Genomic DNA, 22,958 nt, shown 5'->3' with positions numbered 1-22,958 from the left:
CTCATCGTGGCTCCCGCCACGGCGAAAACGCATCGCCCCGGCATCGTGAGGTATCTCTCGACCGCCTTCCGTCGGCCCTCGTCGTCACGCTCCACGGCTTGGCCAATCTAGACTTCGCCAACCCCGACCCGGCGACATTCCTGAGCGCCGCGGCACGCGTGTCTGCCGGGACCCGTCGATGCAGGAGATTGAATCGCTCGGCCTGGATCTGGGATCCGATCGGTGCCCGGGCCGGCAGCCACGTCGTCGGGATCCGCATTTGCTTCCGGGCCATCGACGGATTCGACTTCGCGTGGCTCAGGCGCGGGCCGCGCTGAAGTACGCCTCCAGCACCCGCTCGTAGATCGCGGTCAGCCGCTCGAGATCGGCGACCGCCACGCACTCGTCGACCTGGTGCATGGTCTCCCCCACGAGGCCGAACTCGATCACCGGACAGGCATCCTTGATGAAACGGGCATCCGACGTGCCGCCCGTGGTCGAGAGCGTGGGGGTCAGGCCCGTTTCGGTCCGGATGGCGTCGGACACCAGCGTCACGAAGTCATCCGGTCGCGTCAGGAAGGCCGGAGCGTTCGAGGGATGAAGGTCGAGGGCAAAGCGCACCGCGTTCCCGGCCGCCTGCTCCAGGCGCCGTCGGATCTCGGCGCCGAGGCTCTCCGCGGTCCAGTCATCGTTGAACCGCACGTTGAACGTCGCCCGCGCCGTCGCCGGGATCACGTTGGTGGCCGGATTGCCCACGTCGATCGTCGTGAATTCGAGATTCGAGGCATCGAAATGCGTGGTGCCGCCGTCCAGCGGCTCGGCCGCGAGCGCCGACGCGAGGCGCAGCAGGCCCGGGATCGGGTTCTCCGCCTTGTGAGGATAGGCGACATGGCCCTGGCGGCCGAGAACCGTGAGCTTGCCGGTGAGCGAGCCCCGCCGACCGATCTTGATCATCTCGCCGAGCCGACCCGGGTTGGTGGGCTCGCCGAGAAGGCAATGGTCGAAGCGCTCGCCCCGGGCGCGGGCCCAGGCGAGGAGCTTCACGGTGCCGTTGACCGCCGGCCCCTCCTCGTCGCCGGTGATCAGGAACGCGATGGAACCGGTGAACCCGGCGCCGCGCCGCGTCAGGAAGGCCCGCGTCGCCGCCAGCATGCAGGCGATGCCGCCCTTCATGTCGGCGGCACCGCGGCCGTACAGCATGCCCTCGTCCACCGCGCCGTCGTATGGCCCGTGCCGCCAAGCACCGTCACCCTCCGGCACGACGTCGGTATGACCGGCGAAGACGAGGCAGGGGCCGCCCTGCCCGATGCGCGCGAACAGGTTCGGCGTATCGGGATAGCCGGCCTCGGAGAAGACCGGGCGCTCGATGGCGAACCCGGCGTTCCGGAGCGCGTCGGCGACCACGTCGAGGGCGCCACGATCCTCCGGGGTCACGGACCGGCAGCGGATCAGGTCTTGCGCCAGACGCAGTGCGGCGTGGGAAGCGTCGTTGTCAGCCGGCATGAACCCGTCGTCCTTGGAGAACCCGTCCGTCACGAGCCCGCCCTTGGCGTTCCGGCCTTGGCGGCCCGACACGCCGCGCGGGCCGCCTGCCCCGAGGCGGCCCGGACGGGGGAGCTCTGGAGTCCCCTACTTGGTGACCACCACCTGCACGTCACCGTGGCGGCGCTGGACCGAGACGGTGACGTCGTCGTCGTAGCGCTGGAACCGGATATCCAGGTGCGAGCTGCCGAGTCTCACGTTGTAGAGCGTCACGCCGTCGAGGAAGTTCGGTAGGATCGGGTTCTTGAGACGGACCCTGTTCCGCGCATGATCGAGTTCGACGCCGAGACAGGCGGCCAGGAATGCGAACGGCGCTGCCGCCGCCCAAGCCTGCGGGCTGCAGGCCACCGGGTAGGAGACCGGCCCGCGCTGCTTGCGGCGCATGAAGCCGCAGAACAGCTCCGGCAGGCGCTTCTGGTCCTGGTAGAGCGAGGTGTCGAACATCCCCTGGAAGATGCGGGCGGCCTCGTGCTTGCGGTCGTAGCGCGCGAGGCCCATCGCGATCAGCGCGTTGTCGTGCGGCCAGATCGAGCCGTTGTGGTAGGACATCGGGTTGTAGCGTGCCTCGCCCTTGGCGATCGTGCGCACGCCCCAGCCGTTGAACCCGTCCTTGCACAGCAGCGTCTCGGCGACACGCGCCGCGCGCTCCGGCTTGGCGATGCCGGTGAAGAGCGCGTGGCCGGCATTGGACGACCGCACCGCGCACTGCTTCTTGGATCCGTCGAGGGCGAGCGCGTAGGTGCCGATCTCCTCGTTCCAGAACGCCGCGTCGAATCGCTCCCGCAGGTCGGTGGCCGCCTGGGTCAGGCGCTCGGCCAGCGGGTCGTGGCCGAGGAGCGCGGCGAGCTTCGCCATGCCGTGCTTGGCGGCGTAGACGTAGCCCTGTACCTCGCACAGCGCGATCGGCCCCTTGGCGAGGTGGCCGTCGGCGTGGAAGATCGAATCGTGGCTGTCCTTCCAGCCCTGATTCTCCAGGCCCTTGTCGGTGTCACGGGCATACTCGACGAAGCCGTCGCCGTCGCGGTCGCCGTAGCGGTCCATCCATTCGAGGGCGAGTTCCAGCGCCGGCCAGATCGCCCGGATGGTCTCCAAGTCGCCAGTGACCGCGTAGTACTCCCAGGCGAGCATCACGAAGAGAGGCGTGCCGTCGATCGTGCCGTAATAGTGCCGGAACGGAACTTCCCCGAGCATCGCCATCTCGCCGCGGCGGGTCTCGTGCAGGACCTTGCCGGGCTGGGCGTCGGCCGCCGGATCGACCGCCTTGGCCTGGGTTGAGGCGAGGTAGCGCAGCACGCCGCGGGCGAATTTCGGATCGATCCAGAGCGCCATCATCGCCGTGATGATGCCGTCGCGGCCGAAGACCGTGGAGTACCAGGGAATGCCGGCGAACGGGTAGATGCCCTCGGGGGTCCGGCTCGCCAGCATGTAGAGGTCGGCCGTGGCCCGGCACAGGCCCTCGTTGAACTGGTCGTTCGACGAGATGATGGTGGTGATCCCGGCCGTCAGGGCGCGCAGGTCGCGGCGGGCATCGCGGTAGGCGCGGGCGAAGATCGTCCCCTCGCCGAGATCCTTTGCCTCACGCCGGGCACCGCCGACATTGGCGGCCAGCGTCAGCTTCGCGGCGGCGTCCTCGCCGACCATCGTGTCGGTCGGCGGCTTGGTGAAGGCGCGGTGCGCCTCGAACGCGACGCGGATGAACAGCGACGTCCGTCCCCCCGGGGGCAGCGACACGTCGAAGGCGACCCGGCCCGGCTCGATCAGGTCGGGCTTCGGGCCGAAATGCAGCGCCGTGGAGCGCACGATCTCGTCGAGCCCGACGTACCGGAACTGTACCTCGCGGTCGCTCGCGACTAGGACGCCGCGCTTGCCGCGCTCCTTGCGCTCGGTGCCGCGCACCTCGAACAGGTCGCGGAAATCGGCGTCGAAGGTCACGGCGATGCGAACGCGGCGATGCTTCGAATCGAAGGAGCGCAAGCCGATCCGGTCGTAGCAGGTTCCGCGGAACAGAAACTTCGTGCGCTCGATCGCGATCGTCTCGCGGGGGATCGAGGTCTCGTCATGGGCCTCGAGACGGATGTCGGGCGTCGTCATGTCAACGCTGAGGGCGCCGTTGTCGTCCTGCATGACCGAGGACAGCATCAGCGGACGCTGGCCTTCGACGGTCAGCTCCAGGCGCGAGAGATAGCGCGTGTCTTGGAAGTAGAGCCCCTCCGGTCCGGGCTGGACCCCGATATCGCCGTAGGAATCCAGGACCCCGAAGGCCTCGCCGAACTTCAGCGAGCGCAGGGGTCGCTCCACGAGGGAGGTCTGCGCTTCGATATGGTAGGGCGGAAGCACGTCGTCGGCATCCTGGAAGCCGAGCGCCGCGTTTCCGGCACTCGCCAGAGTGCGGGCCGTCGCTGGGTGGGCCGCTGCCGAGTTCTCCGCCGCCATACAGGGCATCTCCGGGTACGTGTGAGGGTGCGAATCGAGAGGGCCGCCGCATCACCTCGGATGCGGCGGCCCTTGTTCACTCTACGGATGAGTCGCCTTTAAGACGCTAGGCCGGGGCGGCCCTGCCTCGCAAGCCCGATGCCGGGATTCCTTGCGCTGCGGGGCCCCGACCGGCCGATCAGGCCGGCATCGCTGCGACGGGGATCGCGGGACGCGCGGAGCCGTTCAGCTCACCGAATTGCGGCTTGAAGCCGGATTTCGGCAGCTTGATCACGTCGGCCCCGCGGGCCAGCAGATCCTCGTAGGCGGCGACGTACTTCTTGACCATGCACTCGGCGGTAAACTGGCTCTCGAAGTGGCCGCGGACACCGGCGCGGCTCATGGCCTTGACCTGGGCGACCGCCGCGACGGCGTCGTCCATGGTCTCGCAGAGCACGCCGCCGACGCCGTCCTTGATGACCTCCGGCACGGAGCCGTTGCGGAAGGCAATCACCGGCGTGCCGGCGGACATCGCTTCGATCATGACGAGGCCGAAAGGCTCGGGCCAGTCGATCGGGAAGGCGAGCGCCAGAGCGTTGCCGAGGAATTCCTTCTTCTGCTCCTCGTTGATCTCGCCGATATACTCGATCAGCGGGTGATGGATCATCGGCTCGATGACCTCATCCCAATAATCCTGGTCGGCCTTGTCGACCTTGGCGGCGATCTTGAGCGGCGTCCCCGAGCGGATCGCCATCTCGATGGCGCGATCGGGACGCTTCTCGGGGGAGATCCGGCCGAGGAAGGCGAGGTAGCCGCCCTTCGCGTCCGGGTAGTACGGGCAGTTCTCGGCCGGCAGGCCGTGATGGATCGTCGCCAGCCAGTTCGAGGTCGGCGGCATGGGCAGGCGCTGGTTGTCGGAGATCGACACCAGGGGCATGCCCGTGAAGGTGCGGTAGACCGGCATGAAGTCCGGCACGTCGAGGCGGCCGTGCATCGTGGTGATGCACTTGTGGTTCAGATCCTCGAACATCGGATACTGCAGCAGATCGATGTGGAAGTGCAGGATGTCGAACTCGTGCGCGCGCCGGTGCACCTGATGCAGCATCGCCAAGTGGCTGGCGGTGTGATCCCGGTATCCCAGAAGGCGCAGGCCCTCGGGCGTGCAGGATGCGAGCTTCGATGAGGTCTTCGAGTCGCCGCTTGCGAACAGCGTGACTTCGTGGCCCTGGCGGACCAGTTCCTCGGTAATCCAGCTGACGACGCGCTCGGTGCCGCCGTAGAACTTCGGAGGGACGGCCTCCGACAACGGAGCGATCTGGGCAATGCGCACGAAGTGTCTCCTGGTTGGCCGAATTTGACGGGGGGTCTAACCCTGCCGGCCTGAGCGGGACATGAATGAAACGGACGGCCAAGGTTATGGTTCCTGGCGCCCCAGCTGTCGCTCCCCGTTTTGTGCAGTGCGCGCGCTGTCCCCGAATTCCCCCGAATCAGCGAGGCTATCCGGGCGTTCTCGACCTTTTGCTCGCGGAGAAGAGGGTGGCGCGCGCCTCCACGGCAGACCGCTCCGGCGGCCCGTTCGCGCGGGCGTTGCCGCGGCGCCGCCTTTCTGTCATAAGCCGCCCCGCGTCGAACCGCCCGGCTGATTAGGGCTGCCGTGGCGGCTCGTGCTGCTCCACCAGAAGCATAAACGCGCGAACCTCATCCGATCCTCGCGGGTCGGCCCGGGGAATCTTCGCGCAACGGAGAGCCAAATGCCCAAGTTGAAGACGAAATCGGGCGCGAAGAAGCGCTTCAAGATCACCGGCACCGGCAAGGTGATGTACGCCCAGGCCGGCAAGCGCCACGGGATGATCAAGCGGACGACCAAGCAGATCCGCAACCTGCGCGGCACCACGACCCTGTTCGAGGGCGATGCCGCCAACGTGAAGAAGTACTTCCTGCCGAACGCGCGGTAAGTCCTTCTACACCCGTTGCCACTGTCTTTCGTCGAATCCAGGAGATAACCGATGGCCCGCGTCAAGCGCGGCGTGACCAGTCACGCGAAGCACAAAAAAGTCCTGAAGGCCGCCAAGGGCTATTACGGCCGGCGCAAGAATACGATCCGGATCGCCAAGCAGGCGGTCGAAAAGGGCATGCAGTATGCCTACCGCGATCGCAAGAACAAGAAGCGCACGTTCCGCGCCCTCTGGATCCAGCGCCTCAACGCGGCGGTCCGCGAGCACGGCCTGACCTACTCGCGCTTCATCGACGGTCTGGCCAAGTCCGGCATCGTCGTCGACCGCAAGGCGCTGTCGGAGCTGGCGATCCACGAGCCGGCAAGCTTCGCCGCCGTCGTCGAGAAGGCGAAGGCCGCGCTGCCGCAGACCACCGCCAAGGCGGCCTGATCCAGGCCTGAGGCGAGACGTACGGAAGGCGCGGTTCCCCCGGGGAGCCGCGCCTTCGTCGTTCTCGAGGTCCCACGCCCCGCGCTTGCACCCGGGCGCACAACGCGCGAGAGCACGGCCCGACGGCCGACTCCGCCAACCCTGCTCGAAGACAGCGATGACCGATCTCGATTCCCTCGAACGCGATCTCCTGGCCGAGATCTCGGCGGCCTCGGACGAGGCGGCCCTCGACGCGGTCCGCGTCGCCGCGCTCGGCAAGAAGGGCAGCGTCTCGGAGCTCCTGAAGACCCTGGGCGCCATGACCCCCGGGGAGCGCAAGGAGCGCGGGCCCCTGATCAACGGCCTGCGGGACCGGGTCCAGGGCGCCGTCACCGCGCGCAAGGCCGAACTCGCCGAGGCCGCTCTGGAGGCCCGCCTCGCCTCCGAGCGGGTCGACGTGACCCTGCCGGTCCGCGAGGCGCCGGAGGTGCGCGGCCGGATCCACCCGATCTCCCAAGTCATCGATGAGATCACCGCGATCTTCGCCGATATGGGTTTCTCGGTGGCCGAAGGTCCGGACATCGAGACGGACGAGTTGAACTTCACCGCCCTCAACTTCCCGCCCGGGCACCCGGCCCGCGAGATGCACGACACCTTCTTCCTGGCGCCGGACCGGGACGGGAAGCGCAAGGTGCTGCGCACCCACACCTCGCCGGTGCAGATCCGCACCATGCGGGCGCAGACCCCGCCGATTCGGGTGATCATCCCGGGCCGGACCTACCGGCACGATTCCGACCAGACCCACACGCCGATGTTCCATCAGGTCGAGGGGCTGGTGATCGACACGGCGGCCAACATCGCCAACCTGAAATGGGTGCTGGAGGAGTTCTGCAAGGCGTTCTTCGAGGTGGAGGGCGTGAAGATGCGCTTCCGCCCGTCCTTCTTCCCCTTCACCGAGCCGTCGGCAGAGGTCGACATCCAGTGCTCGCGCAAGGGCGGCGAGATCCGCTTCGGCGAGGGCGACGACTGGTTGGAGATCCTCGGATGCGGGATGGTGCACCCGAACGTGCTCCGCAATTGCGGGCTCGACCCGGACGTCGTGCAGGGCTTCGCCTTCGGCGTCGGCATCGACCGGATCGCCATGCTGAAATACGGCATGCCGGACCTGCGGCCGTTCTTCGAGGCGGATGTCCGCTGGCTCGATCATTACGGCTTCCGGCCGCTCGACGTGCCGAGCCTCGTGGGCGGCCTCACCGGCTGAGCGCCTCCGCCGCGGCCGTCCGGCTCCGGCGAAGGCCCCGTGATCCTGTTCCTCCGACGGTCGAGCCGACCTCAGGCTCTCGAAGGTCCATCATGAAATTCACCCTCTCCTGGCTCAAGGATCACCTCGAGACCGAGGCCACCCTCGACACCATCGCCGACGCGCTGACGCGGATCGGCCTCGAGGTGGAGGGCGTCGAGGACAAGGCCGCCGCGCTCAAGCCCTACGTGATCGCCCGGATCCTGACCGCCGAGCAGCACCCGAACGCCGACCGGCTGCGGGTGTGCACGGTGGATACCGGCGCGGGCGCGCCGGTTCAGGTGGTCTGCGGTGCGCCGAACGCCCGGGCCGACCTCGTCTCGGTCTTCGCACCGCCCGGCACCTACGTGCCCGGAAAGGCCATCACCCTCTCGGTGGGCATGATCCGCGGCGTCGAGAGCCGCGGCATGCTGTGCTCAGGCGCGGAACTCGGCCTCGGGGACGACCATGACGGCATCATGGAGCTCCCGACCGACGCGCCGATCGGCCAGGGCTACGCGCTGTATGCGGGGCTCGACGATCCGGTCATCGAGATCAACCTGACGCCGAACCGGCCGGATTGCACCTCGGTCCATGGCATCGCCCGCGACCTCGCCGCGGCCGGGATCGGCACCCTGAAGCGCGAGACGCTGCCGGGCGTGCGCGGCGAAGGCCCCTGCCCGGTCGAGGTCGAGCTGGCCTTCGCGTCCGCCGACCGGCACCTCGCCCCGGTGTTCGCCCTGCGGCTCGTCCGCGGAGTCAAGAACGGCCCGTCGCCGGCCTGGATGCAGGCCCGGCTGCGGGCGATCGGCCTGCGCCCGATCAATGCGCTGGTCGACATCACCAATTACGTGACCTTCGATCGCGGACGGCCGCTGCACGTCTTCGATGCCGCCAAGGTGTCGGGGAACATCACGGTGCGGCGCGCGCAGTCCGGCGAGACCCTGCTCGCCCTCGACGGCCGGACCCACACGCTCACCGACGACACGGTGGTGATCGCCGACAAGAACGGCGTCGAATCCATCGCCGGCATCATGGGCGGCCAGGCCTCCGGCTGCGATGCCGGCACGACGGACGTGCTGATCGAATCGGCGATCTGGGACCCGGCCAACATCGCCCAGTCGGGCCGTCGCCTCGGCATCATCACCGATGCGCGCTACCGTTTCGAGCGGGGTGTCGATCCGGCCTTCACGCGTCCGGGTCTCGACCTCGCGACGCGACTGGTGGTGGACCTGTGCGGCGGCACGCCGACCGAGGCGCAGATCGCCGGCGAGCCGCCGGAATCCGGACGCCGCATCGAGTTTCCGTGGACCGAGGTCAGCCGTCTCGCCGGCATCGACGTGCCGCGCGTCGAGATGACGGCGATCCTCGAAGCGCTGGGTTTTCATGTCTCCGGCACCGGCGACCGGGCTCAGGTGCTCACGCCCTCTTGGCGGCCCGACGTCGAGGGCAAGGCTGACCTCGTCGAGGAGGTGGTGCGCATCGCCGGTCTGGATCGGATCGAGGCCAAGCCCCTGCCCCGGCTCGCCGGGATCGGCCGTCCGCTCCTCACCGTGATGCAGAAGCGCACCCGTATCGCCAAGCGCGCCCTGGCGAGCCGCGGCCTGATGGAGGCCGTCACGTGGTCCTTCGTTCCGCACGCGGATGCCGCGCTGTTCGGCGGCGGCGGTGACGACCTCGTCCTGGCGAACCCGATCGCCTCGGAACTGTCGGACATGCGCCCCAGCCTCCTGCCGGGCCTCCTGCGCGCGGCGCAACGCAACGCCGACCGCGGCTACCCGGACGCGGCCCTCTTCGAGGTCGGCCAGTGCTTCGGATCCGACGAGCCTGAGGGCCAAACCATCCGCGCGGCGGCGGTCCGCCGCGGCAGCGCCACCCTGTCCGGCGCCGGGCGGCACTGGGACGGCGGCGTCGAGACCGTGGACGCGTTCGACGCCAAGGCCGACGCCCTCGCGCTGCTGGGCAGCCTCGGCGTGCCGACCGGCGGCCTGCAGGTGACGGCAGGCGGGCCGTCCTGGCTCCATCCGGGCCGCTCGGGCACCCTGCGCTTCGGCCCCAAGACGGCGATCGGCTGGTTCGGCGAGGTGCATCCGCGGACCCTTCAGGCGCTCGATCTCAAGGGGACCCTGGTCGCCTTCGAGATCGTGCTGGATGCCCTTCCCCTGCCCAAGAACAAGACGACGAAGGCCAAGCCGGCGCTCGTGCTCTCCGAGTTCCAACCCCTGTCCCGCGACTTCGCCTTCGTGGTCGGGCGGGATGTTCCGGCCGGCGATATCGTGAAGGCCGCACAAGGGGCGGAGCGCAAGCTCGTCACGGGCGTCGACGTCTTCGACGTCTACGAGGGGCCGGGCGTGCCGGAGGGCTCGAAATCGGTGGCTGTCGCGGTGCGATTGCAGCCGGTGGAGCGCACCCTGACCGATACCGAGATCGAGGCGGTGAGCGCGAAGATCGTCGCCGAGGTATCCCGGCGGACCGGCGCGACGCTTCGAACCTGAGGAGAGCCGCGTGGATCGGATCGCCCTGCTCATCGCGGATCTCGCGGCCGCCGAACATCGGCCGACCGCAGCCTTGCGCGAGGCCCTGACGCATCCGGGGGCGCTCGCCGATGCGACACTCCCGCTGCTGGAGGCGGCAGCCGATGGGCGCGAGCTGACGCCGGAGGAGACCAACCTCCTCTTCTGGGGCCTGCACGTCATGGCCCATGCGCGGGACACCCGCGCCCTGGCACCGCTCCTGCGCCTGTTGCGGCAGGATGAGGAGAGTCTCGACGCCGTGCTGGGCGACGCCCTCACGGCGACCCTGGCCAAGGTCCTGGCGAGCCTGTTCGACGGGGATACCGCACCGTTCTTCCGGCTGATCCTCGACAGCACCGTGGACGATTTCGTCCGCATGGCGCTGCTCTCGGCCTGCACCTTCCTGACCCTGGAGGGCCGGATCGATCGGGGCGCGATGCACGACCTGCTGGTCCGCTTCGACGACGCCCAGGCCGCCGTCGAGGAGGCGCCGGTCTGGTCGGGCTGGGAAGAGACGATCGCGCATCTCGGCTTCCGGGACCTCGCCCCGCGCGTCGCGGCGGCCCGTGCCGATGGGCGCATCACCGACGAAATCAGCGATGCCGACTGGTTCAAGGAGGCGTTGCGCAAGGCCGAGACGAAGCCGAACGATCGCGATCGCCTCGGCCCCTATCAGTACGGCTACTTGGATGATCCGATCGAAGCCCTCGACTGGACCGTCGAAGGCGCGGGCGAGCCGCAGCGCAATCCGCTCAAGGACGTCGGCCGCAACGATCCCTGCCCCTGCGGTTCGGGCAAGAAATTCAAGAAGTGCTGCCTCGGCAAGGTCGAAGCCGAGGGACCGTGGATGCCGCCGGGATCGCTATTGGGCTGAGTCGCCGGACCCGCTCAGGGGATTCTCCGGATCCCAGCCGTATGTCAGCGTCTCGAACCGCATCGCGCGGGCATCGACCATCAGCAAGCGTCCGACCAGGGCCTCGCCGAAGGGAGCCACGGTCCGGATGACCTCCATGGCCATCAGCGAGCCCATCACGCCGGCCAGCGCGCCGAGAACGCCCGCCTCGGCGCAGGCAGGCACGCTGCCGGGTGGCGGCGGGTTCGGAAACAGGCAGCGATAGGTCGGATTCGGCCGTCCGTCCGGGCCGGATTCGTGCGCGCGGATCGTGGTGAGCGTCCCATCGAACCGGCCGAGCGCCGCCGTCACGAGCGGCCGGCCGGCCTGGTAGCAGGCGTCGGAGACGGCGTAGCGCGTGGCGAAGTTGTCGGACCCATCGGCGACCACGTCGTAGCCGGCGATCAGGTCGACGGCGTTGACCGGAGCGATCCGCACGACGTGGGAGACGATCCGCACGTGCGGGTTGAGATGCGCCACCGCATCGGCGGCACTCTCGACTTTCAGACGGCCGAGATCCGGCGTTCCATGGATGACCTGGCGCTGAAGATTCGACAGCGAGACCGTGTCGTCGTCGACGATACCGATCGTGCCGATCCCGGCCGCAGCGATGTACTGGATCAGCGGCGCGCCGAGCCCCCCTGCCCCGATGACGAGCACCCGCGCGGCCCGGAGGCGGGCTTGGCCCGGACCGCCGATCTCGGGCAGCACGAGGTGGCGGGCGTAGCGTTCGACTTCTTCCGATGCGAGGGCCATGGGCTGCCCATAGCCGTCCGCGGCGCCGCGCGGAAGCGCCCGCACGCAAGAACGCCGCCCCAGTGAGGAGGCGGCGCCGTGTCTCGCAGGACGGCCGATCAGCGCGGCGCGAGGATCATGATCATCTGCCGGCCTTCGAGCATCGGCTCGCTCTCGACCTTGGCGATCTCGGCGGTCTCGTGCTTCACGCGCTCCAGAAGGCGCAGACCGATATCCTGGTGAGCCATTTCACGACCGCGGAAGCGCAAAGTCACCTTGACCTTGTCGCCCTCCTCGAAGAAGCGGTGCACCGACTTCATCTTGGTATCGTAGTCGTGCTTGTCGATGCCGGGGCGGAGCTTGATCTCCTTGACCTCGACGGTCTTCTGACGCTTGCGGGCCTCGTTCTGCTTCTTCTGCTCGTTGAAGCGGAAGCGCCCGTAATCGAGCAGCTTGCAGACGGGGGGCACGGAGTTCGGAGCGATCTCCACGAGATCAAGCCCGGCCTCCTCGGCAAGGTTCAGCGCGTCGAAGAAGGCGACGACACCGCGGTTCTGCCCGGTATCATCGATCAGCTGCACTTCCCGCACTCCGCGAATGTCGCGGTTCGCGCGCGGCCCGTCCTTCTGCGGGGCCGGCATGGCTCTCATCGGTCTACGAATGGCTTCGATCTCCTGCTGCAACGACGAAACGGCGGACTGGACAACCCCCGGGAGGATCGCCTGACCACCAGCCGCTCCGGTCTCATCCGGACATATAACGTTGGGGGAAGCGCGACCAGAGTCAACGGCCAACCGGACCGGGGCCCGAAATAATCGGACGCGTCGGTCGAAATGCGCCTGCCACCATGCGAAGATTGGAGGCGCCGGAAGCCTTGTCGACGCCGTGACTTGGCGTGCGCTCAAAGCAGTACCTGTGCCGGCCTCGCCATGGGAACAGGGTCCAAGAAGATCGAACCCCTCACCAGGCGCTGCGGGGTGCCGGACCACACGCTGCGCTACGACGAGCGGCTCGGGCTGATTCCCTACGCAGATCGGGACGTGTCCGGTCGGCGGGCCTCCGAAGCGTCCATCCTCACCTGATCGCGGTCCTCGGCCGTTTGATGGTCACGGGAATGTCGATCAGCGAAACGCTGCGACCCGCGAGCTTGCGGGCGCAGGGTCGGTCGACTGAACCCGAAGGGCGCGCTCCGCGCGAACGCCCCCGTCGGCAGGTGCGACGGCGAATCGCCGATGTCCAGGGCTGCCTCCTCTCTCGATTCGAAGGTCGCCGCCACGGCCGGTGTCGGGGAGAAGAAGACCGATGGCGCAAGCACAGGACCCGAACGAGTGCCGCTTCGAACGCGGGCGACGAATTCTGCCTGAAATCGACGGACGGGCCAGCGGGGCGGTGGTCGCGCCCCCTGGCCGGCATCGCGCCGGACTTCGCCCGCTACCTGATTGAGTTTCCCTCCGGCGACATGGACACGCGTCCCGGACTCGGCCTGCGCAGTCGGGAGGTCGCCGCCATCGCGGCGCTGGCGGCGCTCGGCAATGCCGCGCCGCAGCTCACGGCGCCCATAGCGACCGGTCTCAATGGCGGCGTCTTGCAGGCCGAGATCGTCGAGATCCTGATGCGGACCGCCGTCTATGCGGGCTTTCCAGCCGCCCTCTACGGCCTGTCAGCCCCTACAAAAGGCTTCCCGCCGCAGGCCGCGACGGATGACGCGACCCGAGCCGGGGCAGCTCAGGGATGGCGGCCGAGGAGGGCGGCGTAGACCGCAAGCGTGTCCTCGGCCATCCGTTCGAGGGAGAAATGCGCCTCGACATGCGCCCGCCCCCGTCGTGCGAGGGAATCCCGGGCACTGGCGCCGAGCGACAGGGCTTCGGTGAGTGCCGTCGCCAGCGCGGCGGCGTCGCCGGGCGGGACACGCCAGCCCGTGCGCTGGCCGGCGGGCACGTCGGGGGGCGCCAGGACCGTCTCGGGCACCGCGCCGAGATCGGAGACGACCACCGGTGTACCGAGGGCCTGGGCCTCCACGGCCGAGCGCCCGAACGCCTCCGGCTCCACGGACGGCACCGCCACCGCCGAGGCGGCCCGAAAGGCCGCCGGCATGTCGGCGCAGTGACCGACCCGGCGTACGATGTTGCCGAGCCCGCGCGCGGCGATCAGCGCGTCGAGCTCGCGCTCGTAGGATGTCCGGCCCTGGGGATCCCCCGCCAGCACCACGGCGAGGTCCGCCACGCCCTGATCGCGCATACGCGCGGCGGCCTCGATGAGGACGCGATGTCCCTTCCACGCGGTCAGGCGGGCGGCGAGGAGGATCACGCGCTCGTGCGGCGCCACGTTCCAGGCCCGGCGGAGGGCTTCGACCCGCGCCGCCCCGACGGCGACCGGATTGAAGACGGCGAGATCGGTGCCGCGATGGATGACCCGGACCCGAACGCCCGCCTGCTCGGCATGGAGCTGGTGGATCAGGTCCGCGGTGTAGCGCGAGTTCGCGATCACCACGTCGCCGCGGGCCATGACGGAGTTGTACAGGACCTTCACGCCGGTCCGACCGGAATAGCTGCCGTGATACGTCGTCACGAACGGAAGCCCGAGACGCCGCGCGGCGCCGAGGGCCACCCAGGCCGGTGCGCGCGACCGGGCATGAATGATCTGGACGCCCTCGCGGCGGCACAGGGCCATCAGGCGCAGGACGTTCACCGCCATGCGTGCCGGGTTCTTCGACGCAGCTGGGAAGCGGAGCCAGTGGCCGCCCTTCGCCTGCAGCTCGCCGACGAGCCGGCCGCCCTCGGTGGCCACGAGCGCGCGCGCGCCGGCCGCCGCCAGGGCGCCGGCCACGTCGACCGTGGTACGCTCGGCGCCGCCGGCTTCGAGTTCCGGGATGATCTGGAGGATCCGGGCGCCCGCCAGGGCTCCGACCTCGACGGGAAAAACCGACCGGCTCGGGGTCACGTCGCTTGCCCGCTGTCCGCCGGCGAGGAGGCGCATGCCCCCGGCCGGTGTCTGCCAAATGCTCGCTGCCATTGCTCCAACATCGCCGCCGGGCTTTACGGTCCGGTAAACGGACGCTGAAGCCGACCCGATCAGGGACGGAGTTCTTCCACGCGTGAACGCGGATATCGGAGACGACGATGACCGAAACAGGGCCCGAGTTCCTGGATGTCGGCAGGGGCGGCGCGGCTCGCCGCATTGCCGTCCAAGTGCGGGACGGCTCGGGACCGCCCGTGGTCTGGCTCGGCGGCTTCCGCTCGGACATGACGGCCACCAAGGCCACGGCCCTGGATGACTGGGCGGCGGCGACGGGGCGCAAGCTGGTCCGTTTCGACTACGCCGCCCACGGCACCTCGGGCGGGACCTTCACGGATTGCACGATCTCGACATGGCTTGAGGACGCAGAGGCCGTGCTGGGCGCCCACGTCGATGAGGCTCCCATCCTGGTGGGCTCCTCGATGGGCGGCTGGATCGCCTGCCTCGCCGCCCGCGCGCGGGCCGCGCGGGGTGGCAAGACCGCCGGCCTCGTGCTCATCGCACCGGCACTCGATTTCACCGAGGATCTGATCTGGAACCGGTTGAGCGACGCAGCCCGTGCCATGATGCTGCGCGACGGCGTTCTCAAGAAACCCAGCGCATACGCGCCGGAACCCGACCCCATCACCCTCGCTCTGATCGAGGATGGTCGGCGGAACCGCATGCTCGACGGAATGCTCGAACTGGGCGGTCCGGTCCACGTCCTTCAGGGCATGCGCGACAGCGACGTGCCGCACACCCATGCCCTGAAGATCCTCGGCCATCTGCCGGCCGAGGGGACGGTGCTGACGCTGATCGCCGATGGCGACCACCGTCTCTCGAGGCCGCAGGATATCGCGCGCTTGGTCGCCGCCGTCGCGGAGATCGCCTGACCTGCCGGATCAGTGCAGGCTGACCGGCTGCAGGTCATGGGCGGCGGCGTTCGCCAACACGACATCGCGGGAATCCGCGAGCATGATCGGCGCGCCGCTGGCCGACAGCAGGGCGAACAGGTCGAGGCCCGGCGACAGTTCCGGGGCCTGCGGGAAGAAGCGGCGCACCTCGTCGGACCGGATCGGCCGGACGTAGGCGATGTGGCCCTCACCCAAAGCCGCCAGGTCGGCCGGCTGGAAATCGGCCGGATCGAGATCGGCGGGGGTCAGGGGCGACGGGTTCGGATCGGTCATCTAAGCCCTCCTGGGTGGCAGAGCGTCCACCGCCGATCTCGAAAGCACCGGCGGCCTGAACGCTATGTGGGGATCCTCGGCGGCCGATCAATCGGGCTCAGCCGCGCGCGCCGATGTCGATCTTGCGCACGATCCGGTCCGGCTCGGGACGCACGAGGTCGATGGACAGGAGACCGTTGGCGAGGTCGGCTCCCAGCACCTCCATGCCGTCCGCGAGGAGAAAGGTTCGCTGGAACTGGCGCGCCGCAATGCCGCGGTGGAGGAACTGACGCTCGCGCTCGTCGACCTGCCGCCCGCGGACCACGAGCTGGCTCTCCTCCAGCATCACGTCGAGCTGTTCGCGGGTGAAGCCGGCCACCGCCAGGGTGATGCGCAGGCGCTCGGGCTCACTCTCGGTCCGCGGCAGACGCTCGATGTTGTAGGGCGGATAACCGTCGTTGGCGGCCTTGGAGACCCGGTCGAGGGCCTGCTCGATCTCATCGAAGCCGAGCAGGAAGGGATGCCCGAAGGGTGAGGTTCGTGTCATCGCGGCCGTCATCCAGAAGGCGAGGCCTCCGATCCCCGGGACTTGCCGCACCCCGGGGCTCTTCGAGCACCTCAGCGAAAGGGAGCCCGCACGGGACAGCGCTCCACCGGGCGGGGTGCCGCGGCGATTCAAGGATATGGCCAAGGGTTTCCGGGCCATCAAGGGACACGCCCCATTTGTTCGGTGGGGCCAGGGGCAGTGTTCAGGAATAAGCGGCAAGAAATTCTAGGATATTTACGCAAGACGCGAGACAGCTACGCTTTCACGTAACAGTTTGGAACTGCTCTGATTTTCTCGCTGGGCCTTGATCCCTGCGGCGGCGATGGATACTGCCGCGGCTGACACGCATCCGCCCCACGCGGATTTCCACCCACCATCGCACCGCGAGGCATCAGAGCCCATGAGCGCGCCTTCGAGCCCGGTGGAGCACGTGGCGTTGCGGCGCGTCGCCGACGTGTGCGGCGACGAGGCCGACATCCTGGCCTTATCGGTAGCCCGCTTCGTGGCGGCCGGCTACATGACGAGCGACGTGGCGTGCTGGAACGCGGCCTTCGACGGCGCGGAGCAGCTGCTCGGGGCGGCGGAAGGCTGCCGCTTCGTCGCCTGCGTGGTCGCGATCGTCCGCGCCCTGCGGGTGGAGCGTGACGACGATTGGTCGTTCATGCCGGCGAGCTGCTGCCGGGTGACCGGTCACGAATGCGCGCTGGTCAACCTGATCAACCGGGGGCGGCGGCGGCTCTGGGCGGATCTGGAGGAGGCCGCGGCCGAACTCACCGGGCGCGAGGCTGCGCCCCGACTCGTGGCGGCCGTCCGCGCGGCCGCCGGGCCGATGGACGCGGCCGCCGCGCGCCTCGCGCCGACGACGCGTCCCGGCGGTGCCGTGCTGCACTGAGTCGTCGCATCATCAAACCGGCAGAGCGGCTCGCGCCGTGCGGTCGGGCTGGAGTGGAAGAGGAAAACCGGTCGGTGCTTGCCCTGCGTGTTCCCCTGTACCGTCGACGTGTCGGGCGGATCGCCGTCGACATGGCGGCCTGCTGCGCGCTCTCGGCGCTCCTCATCGTCTCGGCGCTGTCCCAGGAGGCTCCCGAGAAGGCCGCGCCGCTCAGGCTGCAGCTCAACAAGGTCGAGACCACCGGGGAATCCTGCCGGATCACGATGGTGATCGACAATTCGAAGGGTGCCGGCCTCAAATCCTACAAGGTCGACCTCTTCGCTTTCGACACGGAGGGCGTGGCGCAGAAGCGCGTGGCGGTCGAGCTCGGGCCGCTTCCGCCCCGCAAGACCACCGTGAAGATTTTCGATTTCCCGGGAATCGCCTGCAACAAGGTCGGCCGCGTGCTGCTGAACGACGTACTGGCCTGCGACGGCGGCGATGCCGCCCGGGAGGCCTGCCTCGAACGCACCGAGACCGAGACCAAGGCCGGACTTCCGTTCGACCGCTGAGGCGGATGAGTTGAGGATCGTCGAGATCCAACCGCCCGGCGGCGACGGCTGCCGGGCGGTCAGCGGCTTTCGCCGCACCCCGATTCGACCGCGGCCCAGGGCCGCTCGAAATTGAACGCCAGGAGCCCGCGATGGACCCGACACAAGCCGCCCCGATCGAGGCCGCCCACGACTTCTCCTTCATCGGCCTGTTCCTCCAGGCCGATCCGATCGTGAAGGGGGTCATGATCCTGCTGGTCGTCGCCTCGATCGCCTGCTGGACGGTGGTGTTCGACAAGGTGATCCGGCTGGCCGCGGCGCGGCGGCAGGCCAAGGCCTTCGCCACGCTCGTGCGCTCCGGCGGGAGCCTCGACGGCGAACATCGCGGCATCGCCGGGCACGTGGTGAAGGCAGCCCTCGACGCCTGGCGCGATCAGGACTCCTCCGAGACGCGGGCGGAGCGCCGCGAACGGATCGAGCGCGCCATGAAGGGCGCCCTCACGCTGGAGGTGAAGAAGTTGCGGACCGGCCTGTCGCTGCTGGCGACGTCCGGCTCGACGGCACCGTTCGTGGGCCTCTTCGGCACCGTCTGGGGCATCATGAACTCGTTCTCGTCCATCGCCCGCAGCCAGGACACGTCCCTCGCCGTGGTGGCCCCCGGCATCGCGGAGGCGCTGTTCGCCACCGCGATCGGCCTCGTCGTCGCGATCCCCGCCGTGATGGCCTACAACAAGCTGTCGAGCGACGTGGGTTCGGTCCAGAGCACGTTCGCCTCCTACATCTCGGTGCTCGGAAACCGCCTCGCCCGCGATCGCGCGGGGGCGGCCCACCGCGCCGCGGCCGAGTAAGCCCCTCCCGCGCCCGCCCGCACGGGCCGAACGCACCGGAACCGGAGACGCCTCATGGCGATGGGATCCCTTCGCGCGAGCGACGAGGACGAGCTCGACGACATGCCGATGTCCGAGATCAACGTGACCCCGATGGTCGACGTGATGCTCGTTCTGCTGATCATCTTCATGGTCGCCGCCCCACTGATGACCACCGGCGTGCCGGTGCAGCTGCCGAAGACGTCGGCCCCCAAGGTCGCCCAGTCCAAGAAGCCCCAGGAGGTCACGGTCGACAAGGACGGCAAGCCCTCGATCGCCAAGGAGGTTTTCACGATGGAGAGCATCGTGCCGCGCCTGCGCGAGATGGCGGCCGCCGACAAGGACCAGGTGATCCTGGTGCGCGGCGACCGCGACGTGCCCTACGGCAAGGTGATGGAGGTCATGGGCCTCGTGGGCCAGGCCGGCTTCACCAAGGTGTCGCTGATCGCGCAGTCGTCCGGCGGCGCCGCGGCATCGCCCGCCGCTCCGGCAGGGACCGCACGCTGAACCGATGAGCACCTTCACGTCGACTGACCCGTCTGAGGATTTCGGCGCGCGCCGCCCGTCCGGGCTGGTCGCGGCCTTCCTGGTCGCCCTGGCGTTGCACGGCCTTGCCTTGGTTGCCGCCATGTTCCTGCAGCTCTCGCCCCCGTCGCCGCCCGGCGAGCAACAGATCACCGTCGATCTCGCGCCGGTCATGACCGACGCGGCGACCGAGGCTCCCGCGGAGCAGCAGATGAGCCAGGCCGCTCCGCCGGAGACGAAGCCGGTCGATCTGCCGCCCGACGACGCCGCGCAGCCCCCGCCCCCGGAGATGACCGAGGTGAAGCCGGAGGATGTCCAGGCCGTCGAGCCTCCGCCGGAAGCGCAGCCCGTCGACTCGCAGAGCCAGGTCATCACCTCCACGGCGGAAACCGCCGAGCCCCTCGCGCCGCCACCCGCCGAGATCGCCAAGACCGAGGATCCGCCGAAGCCGGTGCCGGATCCGGCCAAGCTGAAGGCCGAGCGTGAGGCCAAGCTGCGGAAGATCCGGGAGGAGAAGCTGCGCGAGGAGAAGCGCGAGGAGGCCCGGCAGGAGCGCCTCGAGGAGATCCGCGAGGCCAAGGCGAAGGCGGCCCGGGAGGCCAAGGCGCGTCAGGCCAAGGCTCAGGAGGGCGCGGAGGCCCGCAACTCGGCGTCCGCCTCCCGCCAGAACGCCGCCGGCCGCGCCGCCGCGGGCAACGATCCGAGCGCCATGCGACAGTGGACGGGCGCGATCAGCGCGGCGATCCACGGCCGTATGAACGCCGGCGCCGCGAGCGGCACCAGCGGCGGCACCGCGACCGTGCGTTTCACGGTCATGCGTTCGGGGCAGGTCACGAGCGCGGGCCTCGCACGGTCGAGCGGCGTAGGTCAGATCGACAGCGCCGCCCTCTCGGCCGTGCGGGGCAGCCTTCCGCCGGCCCCGCCCGGCGTGACGCAGTCGAGCCTGTCGGTATCGATACCGCTCAACTTCCGCGTGCGGTAGAACCAGCGTCACAACGCCCGGCTGACTGGGGACGACGGCGTGTCGGCCGATCTCCTTCGTGCCGCTCACGAATATTGTGCGTTGGCGGACCGACGAGGCCCGCCGGATTCGCCATCGGACCGACCCGCATGCTAAAGCCTTCCTGAATTAGCCCCTGCGCGCGTTCGACGATGGCGCGGGGAGGATCACCCGGCCTTTCTCCTCCCCTCCGAACAGGCCGGACCCGCCCAGTCACCGACCCGAGCAGGCGGGAGGTCGGAGGAGCTGAGCCGGGGTGAAAGGGATAGGATGAGCGACGATACTGAGTTCGACCTCGACGAGGAAAATTCCGTCCGCGACGCGGAAGCGGAAGCGAAGACGCGGGCCGACAACCGGGCTGAGCGCGCCGAACGAGCCGAACGGATGGCCCGTGAGGGTGCCCAGGCGATGGCGGAGCATCATGCGGCCATCAAGGCGGTCGACGAGCGGACCGTCCGGCTGCGCTCCCTGCGGTTAGCCAAGGAAGCCGCTGACGCGCAGACGAAGGCGGCCGAGAAGGAAGCGAAGTCTGCTGCGAAGAGCGCCGGAAAGGGCGCGGGCAAGAGCGCGCCCAAGAAGGCAGCGCCGAAGAAGACTGCCGCGAAGGATTAGTGGCCGATGGCCGAGGATCGCAATCGCCGCCGCTTCAGTGACCCGCGGGCGGCAGCAGAGGCGGCCTTCCGGGCCGCCACCACACCGAAACCCGCCGCCCCGCCGCCGCCACCGCCGGCTCCGCGGCCTGCCGCCGTGCCGGCTGCGCGCGAGATGGTCTCCCTACGCCTGGACAGCGCCGTGCTGACGCATTTCCAGAAGGACGGACCCGGCTGGCAGGACCGCATCAACGAGGCGTTGAAGGCGCTCGTACCGAGCCTTCAGGACTAGCACCCGCCCGCGCTCAGACGGCCTTCGGACGGTCCCGCAGGATTCGATTCACGGCGCGGTCGAGGGCCGACAGGAACGCCGAGCGGTCGGCGCGGGAGAACGGATTCGGGCCGCCGGTGATCGTTCCGGCCTCGCGGAGGGACTGCATCAGGTCGCGGGTCGCGAGGGCCATGCCGATCGAGGCCTCGCTGAAGGGCTTCCCCGTGAAGGCCAGCACCGTGGCCCCGGCTTTCACGCAGCGCGCGGCCAGCGGCACGTCGGCCGTGAGCACGATGCTGCCCGGCCCGGCCCGCTCGGCGATCCAGTCGTCGGCGGCGTCGAGGGCGGAGCCGACGACCACACGCATGATCCAGGGCTCGCGCGGCAGGTTCAGCACGCTGTTGGCGACCACGTGGACCGTGGAGCCGTAGCGCGCGGCCACCCGGTAGGTCTCGTCCTTGACCGGGCAGGCATCGGCGTCGAGGTAGATCGGGGGCGCCCCCGTCGCCCCGCTCACGGCCGCGGCACCAGCTTCGACGCGAAGCCCGCGAGGATGAAGAGCGCGCCGAAGGCGAACTGCCAGTGCTCGATGTCGCCGCCCACCGAGCGCACGACGGCGTCTCCCAGGATGATCAACCCGATCAGCGGCATGCCAAAGCGCAGCGCCATCTTGGCGCTCGTCAGGATGATCGCGCGCGATCCGCCGGCCGTTTCCATCAGCGGGCTGCCACCGCGCGGCGCGGCGCCAGATCCTCGACCGATGCCGCATCCGCCGGGCTCCGCTCCAGGGTTGCCACCGCCAGCGGGGCGCCGCGGCCGCGCAGGGCATGGGCGCCCAACGAGCGCGCGCGGATCCCCGCCGGCAGGCGCGGCAGCCGCTCGAGGAGGTCCTGCGAGATGAGGATGCCCACGCCGAGGGGACGGCACAGGGCTTCGATCCGCGAGGTCACGTTCACGGCGTCGCCGAAATACGCGATCTTGTGCCGGTCGACGCCGACTTCGGCCGTGACCACGGATCCCCCGTGCAGCGCCGCCCGCAGCCGCGGCACGGTGCCGAACCGCACCGTCCAGGCGGCGGCATCGGCCTCGATGCGGTCGATCACGTCGAACAGGCAGGTCACGCAGCGCGCATCCTTCAGGCCACGGGTCATCGGCCACGTCACCATGGCGAGGTCGCCGACGTAATCGTCGACGGATCCGCCGTTGCGCCGCACCGGCTCGGCCAGCGTCGCGAAGACCGCGCCGAGATATTCCTGAGCGCGCAGGTCACCGTGCGCCTCCGCGAACGCGGTGGAACCCACGACGTCGAGGAACAGGAAGATCCGCTCCTCGGCCACCGGCTTGTGGTACCGGCCGATCATGAAGTTCACGAAGACCTCGCCGCCGATGAGGTCGCGCATCCGGATCACGAAGACGAGGAGCCCCGACACGGCCAGCGCATAGGCGAGGACGCGCGCCGTCATGTGGGTCGCCGTAGGCAAGTCGTCGGGTGTGAGGGCCAGGGCCCAGACGACCAAGCCGCCGATCGCGTTGCCGGCCATGATCATCAGCACGTAGGCCAGTTCGGCAGCCGGAACGTAGAGCCAGGCCGGGAAACGCCGGATCCGGGCCTGCAATCCCGCCAGGATCAGGCCGCGGTCGAAGGCCAGCACCGTCGCGCCCATGCAGATGCCGTAGGTGAACCCGGCGAGCGGCGAGGCACCCGCCGCGAAGATGATGTTGTAGAGCAGTCCGGCGCCGGCAGCGGCCAGGAGGATCAGCACCCAGAACATCCGGTGGGCCGGCAGCATCGGCGCATCTCCAGCATCGCCAACGGACAGACCGCGCCCCGGGGCCGAATTCCACGCTGCCGGCGCGCGAGG

26 protein-coding genes are annotated in these 22,958 nt (G+C 69.3%); 15 read left to right on the top strand and 11 right to left on the bottom strand.

Annotated elements, in window-relative coordinates; translation table 11 throughout:
* Positions 1-297 precede the first annotated feature (297 nt).
* The 3 genes from dapE to MFF58_RS02870 all read right to left on the bottom strand — a co-directional run bounded on the left by dapE (position 298) and on the right by MFF58_RS02870 (position 5,263).
* Positions 298-1,482, bottom strand: coding sequence for a succinyl-diaminopimelate desuccinylase (dapE, locus tag MFF58_RS02880; protein ID WP_238285327.1), 1,185 nt, complete (start codon positions 1,480-1,482; stop codon positions 298-300).
* A 126-nt stretch (positions 1,483-1,608) separates the two neighbouring features.
* A complete protein-coding gene (locus tag MFF58_RS02875) occupies positions 1,609-3,954 on the bottom strand; it encodes an amylo-alpha-1,6-glucosidase (protein WP_238285165.1) in 2,346 nt (781 codons plus the stop codon).
* Between the two features lie 178 nt (positions 3,955-4,132).
* Entirely contained in the window at positions 4,133-5,263 is a 1,131-nt protein-coding gene (locus MFF58_RS02870; RefSeq protein WP_238285164.1) for a glycosyltransferase family 4 protein, read from the bottom strand.
* A gap of 421 nt (positions 5,264-5,684) precedes the next feature.
* Here MFF58_RS02870 and rpmI point away from each other — a divergent pair, with 421 nt between their 5' ends.
* The 5 genes from rpmI to MFF58_RS02845 all read left to right on the top strand — a co-directional run bounded on the left by rpmI (position 5,685) and on the right by MFF58_RS02845 (position 10,962).
* On the top strand, positions 5,685-5,888 hold the full coding sequence (gene rpmI / locus MFF58_RS02865) for a 50S ribosomal protein L35 (protein ID WP_007561407.1): 204 nt from the start codon (positions 5,685-5,687) through the stop codon (positions 5,886-5,888).
* 51 nt (positions 5,889-5,939) lie between these two features.
* On the top strand, positions 5,940-6,317 hold the full coding sequence (gene rplT, locus MFF58_RS02860; protein ID WP_043355811.1) for a 50S ribosomal protein L20: 378 nt from the start codon (positions 5,940-5,942) through the stop codon (positions 6,315-6,317).
* Positions 6,318-6,474: 157 nt separating this feature from the next.
* Positions 6,475-7,557 (top strand): phenylalanine--tRNA ligase subunit alpha, encoded by a 1,083-nt coding sequence (pheS, locus tag MFF58_RS02855; RefSeq protein ID WP_238285161.1) that lies wholly within the window; start codon positions 6,475-6,477, stop codon positions 7,555-7,557.
* Positions 7,558-7,649: 92 nt separating this feature from the next.
* Entirely contained in the window at positions 7,650-10,070 is a 2,421-nt protein-coding gene (gene pheT / locus MFF58_RS02850; protein ID WP_238285160.1) for a phenylalanine--tRNA ligase subunit beta, read from the top strand.
* A 10-nt stretch (positions 10,071-10,080) separates the two neighbouring features.
* On the top strand, positions 10,081-10,962 hold the full coding sequence (locus MFF58_RS02845; RefSeq protein ID WP_238285158.1) for a DUF1186 domain-containing protein: 882 nt from the start codon (positions 10,081-10,083) through the stop codon (positions 10,960-10,962).
* Here MFF58_RS02845 and MFF58_RS02840 read toward each other — a convergent pair.
* Positions 10,951-11,736 carry a HesA/MoeB/ThiF family protein gene (locus MFF58_RS02840; RefSeq protein WP_238285157.1) on the bottom strand — a complete coding sequence of 262 codons (786 nt, stop codon included), beginning with the start codon at positions 11,734-11,736 and terminating at the stop codon, positions 10,951-10,953. The two genes, MFF58_RS02845 and MFF58_RS02840, sit on opposite strands and share 12 nt — an antisense overlap.
* 98 nt (positions 11,737-11,834) lie before the next feature.
* A complete protein-coding gene (infC, locus tag MFF58_RS02835) occupies positions 11,835-12,356 on the bottom strand; it encodes a translation initiation factor IF-3 (RefSeq protein ID WP_238285326.1) in 522 nt (173 codons plus the stop codon).
* A 192-nt stretch (positions 12,357-12,548) separates the two neighbouring features.
* On the opposite strand from infC, the gene MFF58_RS32450 reads away from it, so the two are divergent.
* A complete protein-coding gene (locus tag MFF58_RS32450) occupies positions 12,549-12,797 on the top strand; it encodes a MerR family DNA-binding transcriptional regulator (RefSeq protein WP_308445410.1) in 249 nt (82 codons plus the stop codon).
* A 377-nt stretch (positions 12,798-13,174) separates the two neighbouring features.
* Positions 13,175-13,471 carry a carboxymuconolactone decarboxylase family protein gene (locus MFF58_RS02830; protein ID WP_308445409.1) on the top strand — a complete coding sequence of 99 codons (297 nt, stop codon included), beginning with the start codon at positions 13,175-13,177 and terminating at the stop codon, positions 13,469-13,471.
* Here MFF58_RS02830 and MFF58_RS02825 read toward each other — a convergent pair.
* Positions 13,441-14,727: a glycosyltransferase gene (locus MFF58_RS02825; RefSeq protein ID WP_238285156.1), complete on the bottom strand. Its 1,287-nt coding sequence runs from the start codon at positions 14,725-14,727 to the stop codon at positions 13,441-13,443. The genes MFF58_RS02830 and MFF58_RS02825 overlap by 31 nt on opposite strands.
* A gap of 107 nt (positions 14,728-14,834) precedes the next feature.
* Between MFF58_RS02825 and MFF58_RS02820 the strand changes: the two genes are divergently transcribed.
* A complete protein-coding gene (locus tag MFF58_RS02820) occupies positions 14,835-15,602 on the top strand; it encodes an alpha/beta hydrolase (RefSeq protein WP_238285155.1) in 768 nt (255 codons plus the stop codon).
* A 9-nt stretch (positions 15,603-15,611) separates the two neighbouring features.
* Here the strand turns inward: MFF58_RS02820 and MFF58_RS02815 are convergent, their stop codons facing one another.
* Both MFF58_RS02815 and MFF58_RS02810 read right to left on the bottom strand, forming a co-directional pair.
* Positions 15,612-15,896, bottom strand: coding sequence for a BQ00720 family protein (locus tag MFF58_RS02815; protein WP_238285154.1), 285 nt, complete (start codon positions 15,894-15,896; stop codon positions 15,612-15,614).
* 97 nt (positions 15,897-15,993) lie between these two features.
* Positions 15,994-16,422 (bottom strand): Hsp20 family protein, encoded by a 429-nt coding sequence (locus tag MFF58_RS02810; RefSeq protein WP_238285153.1) that lies wholly within the window; start codon positions 16,420-16,422, stop codon positions 15,994-15,996.
* Between the two features lie 400 nt (positions 16,423-16,822).
* On the opposite strand from MFF58_RS02810, the gene MFF58_RS02805 reads away from it, so the two are divergent.
* The 7 genes from MFF58_RS02805 (at position 16,823) to MFF58_RS02775 (ending at position 21,117) form a co-directional block, all read left to right on the top strand.
* On the top strand, positions 16,823-17,314 hold the full coding sequence (locus MFF58_RS02805; protein WP_238285151.1) for a hypothetical protein: 492 nt from the start codon (positions 16,823-16,825) through the stop codon (positions 17,312-17,314).
* Positions 17,315-17,388: 74 nt separating this feature from the next.
* Entirely contained in the window at positions 17,389-17,865 is a 477-nt protein-coding gene (locus tag MFF58_RS02800) for a Tat pathway signal protein (RefSeq protein WP_238285150.1), read from the top strand.
* Positions 17,866-17,996: 131 nt separating this feature from the next.
* On the top strand, positions 17,997-18,692 hold the full coding sequence (locus MFF58_RS02795; protein ID WP_238285149.1) for a MotA/TolQ/ExbB proton channel family protein: 696 nt from the start codon (positions 17,997-17,999) through the stop codon (positions 18,690-18,692).
* A gap of 54 nt (positions 18,693-18,746) precedes the next feature.
* Positions 18,747-19,217: an ExbD/TolR family protein gene (locus MFF58_RS02790; RefSeq protein WP_238285147.1), complete on the top strand. Its 471-nt coding sequence runs from the start codon at positions 18,747-18,749 to the stop codon at positions 19,215-19,217.
* Between the two features lie 4 nt (positions 19,218-19,221).
* Entirely contained in the window at positions 19,222-20,217 is a 996-nt protein-coding gene (locus MFF58_RS02785) for an energy transducer TonB (RefSeq protein WP_238285145.1), read from the top strand.
* 288 nt (positions 20,218-20,505) lie between these two features.
* Positions 20,506-20,847 (top strand): hypothetical protein, encoded by a 342-nt coding sequence (locus MFF58_RS02780; RefSeq protein ID WP_238285144.1) that lies wholly within the window; start codon positions 20,506-20,508, stop codon positions 20,845-20,847.
* A gap of 6 nt (positions 20,848-20,853) precedes the next feature.
* Complete coding sequence (locus tag MFF58_RS02775) at positions 20,854-21,117, top strand: BrnA antitoxin family protein (RefSeq protein ID WP_238285143.1); 264 nt, start codon at positions 20,854-20,856, stop codon at positions 21,115-21,117.
* A gap of 13 nt (positions 21,118-21,130) precedes the next feature.
* Here the strand turns inward: MFF58_RS02775 and MFF58_RS02770 are convergent, their stop codons facing one another.
* From MFF58_RS02770 to MFF58_RS02760, 3 genes are read right to left on the bottom strand one after another with little or no spacing between them, the layout of a single operon-like run.
* A complete protein-coding gene (locus MFF58_RS02770) occupies positions 21,131-21,613 on the bottom strand; it encodes a YaiI/YqxD family protein (protein ID WP_238285142.1) in 483 nt (160 codons plus the stop codon).
* A complete protein-coding gene (locus MFF58_RS02765) occupies positions 21,610-21,813 on the bottom strand; it encodes a hypothetical protein (protein ID WP_238285141.1) in 204 nt (67 codons plus the stop codon). Before MFF58_RS02765 ends, MFF58_RS02770 begins: the two co-directional genes overlap by 4 nt.
* Complete coding sequence (locus MFF58_RS02760; protein ID WP_238285140.1) at positions 21,813-22,886, bottom strand: adenylate/guanylate cyclase domain-containing protein; 1,074 nt, start codon at positions 22,884-22,886, stop codon at positions 21,813-21,815. Before MFF58_RS02760 ends, MFF58_RS02765 begins: the two co-directional genes overlap by 1 nt.
* Positions 22,887-22,958 lie beyond the last annotated feature (72 nt).

This window comes from Methylobacterium longum (genome assembly GCF_022179385.1).
GTDB lineage: Bacteria > Pseudomonadota > Alphaproteobacteria > Rhizobiales > Beijerinckiaceae > Methylobacterium > Methylobacterium longum.
The sequence above is the reverse complement of the archived record's forward strand: the minus strand, read 5'-3'. Positions and strand labels throughout refer to the sequence as shown.

Excerpts from the sequence above, each read along its gene's own strand:
- MFF58_RS02765 (WP_238285141.1), bottom strand. The coding sequence starts at position 21,813 with ATGGAAACGGCCGGCGGATCGCGCGCGATCATCCTGACGAGCGCCAAG.
- MFF58_RS02815 (WP_238285154.1), bottom strand. The coding sequence starts at position 15,896 with ATGACCGATCCGAACCCGTCGCCCCTGACCCCCGCCGATCTCGATCCG.
- infC (WP_238285326.1), bottom strand. The coding sequence starts at position 12,356 with ATGCCGGCCCCGCAGAAGGACGGGCCGCGCGCGAACCGCGACATTCGC.
- MFF58_RS02780 (WP_238285144.1), top strand. The coding sequence starts at position 20,506 with ATGAGCGACGATACTGAGTTCGACCTCGACGAGGAAAATTCCGTCCGC.
- MFF58_RS02810 (WP_238285153.1), bottom strand. The coding sequence starts at position 16,422 with ATGACACGAACCTCACCCTTCGGGCATCCCTTCCTGCTCGGCTTCGAT.
- MFF58_RS02805 (WP_238285151.1), top strand. The coding sequence starts at position 16,823 with ATGAGCGCGCCTTCGAGCCCGGTGGAGCACGTGGCGTTGCGGCGCGTC.
- MFF58_RS02785 (WP_238285145.1), top strand. The coding sequence starts at position 19,222 with ATGAGCACCTTCACGTCGACTGACCCGTCTGAGGATTTCGGCGCGCGC.
- MFF58_RS02820 (WP_238285155.1), top strand. The coding sequence starts at position 14,835 with ATGACCGAAACAGGGCCCGAGTTCCTGGATGTCGGCAGGGGCGGCGCG.
- MFF58_RS02825 (WP_238285156.1), bottom strand. The coding sequence starts at position 14,727 with ATGGCAGCGAGCATTTGGCAGACACCGGCCGGGGGCATGCGCCTCCTC.
- MFF58_RS02795 (WP_238285149.1), top strand. The coding sequence starts at position 17,997 with ATGGACCCGACACAAGCCGCCCCGATCGAGGCCGCCCACGACTTCTCC.
- dapE (WP_238285327.1), bottom strand. The coding sequence starts at position 1,482 with ATGCCGGCTGACAACGACGCTTCCCACGCCGCACTGCGTCTGGCGCAA.
- rplT (WP_043355811.1), top strand. The coding sequence starts at position 5,940 with ATGGCCCGCGTCAAGCGCGGCGTGACCAGTCACGCGAAGCACAAAAAA.
- pheT (WP_238285160.1), top strand. The coding sequence starts at position 7,650 with ATGAAATTCACCCTCTCCTGGCTCAAGGATCACCTCGAGACCGAGGCC.
- MFF58_RS32450 (WP_308445410.1), top strand. The coding sequence starts at position 12,549 with ATGCGCCTGCCACCATGCGAAGATTGGAGGCGCCGGAAGCCTTGTCGA.
- pheS (WP_238285161.1), top strand. The coding sequence starts at position 6,475 with ATGACCGATCTCGATTCCCTCGAACGCGATCTCCTGGCCGAGATCTCG.
- MFF58_RS02760 (WP_238285140.1), bottom strand. The coding sequence starts at position 22,886 with ATGCTGCCGGCCCACCGGATGTTCTGGGTGCTGATCCTCCTGGCCGCT.
- MFF58_RS02790 (WP_238285147.1), top strand. The coding sequence starts at position 18,747 with ATGGCGATGGGATCCCTTCGCGCGAGCGACGAGGACGAGCTCGACGAC.
- MFF58_RS02775 (WP_238285143.1), top strand. The coding sequence starts at position 20,854 with ATGGCCGAGGATCGCAATCGCCGCCGCTTCAGTGACCCGCGGGCGGCA.
- rpmI (WP_007561407.1), top strand. The coding sequence starts at position 5,685 with ATGCCCAAGTTGAAGACGAAATCGGGCGCGAAGAAGCGCTTCAAGATC.
- MFF58_RS02830 (WP_308445409.1), top strand. The coding sequence starts at position 13,175 with ATGGACACGCGTCCCGGACTCGGCCTGCGCAGTCGGGAGGTCGCCGCC.
- MFF58_RS02875 (WP_238285165.1), bottom strand. The coding sequence starts at position 3,954 with ATGGCGGCGGAGAACTCGGCAGCGGCCCACCCAGCGACGGCCCGCACT.
- MFF58_RS02840 (WP_238285157.1), bottom strand. The coding sequence starts at position 11,736 with ATGGCCCTCGCATCGGAAGAAGTCGAACGCTACGCCCGCCACCTCGTG.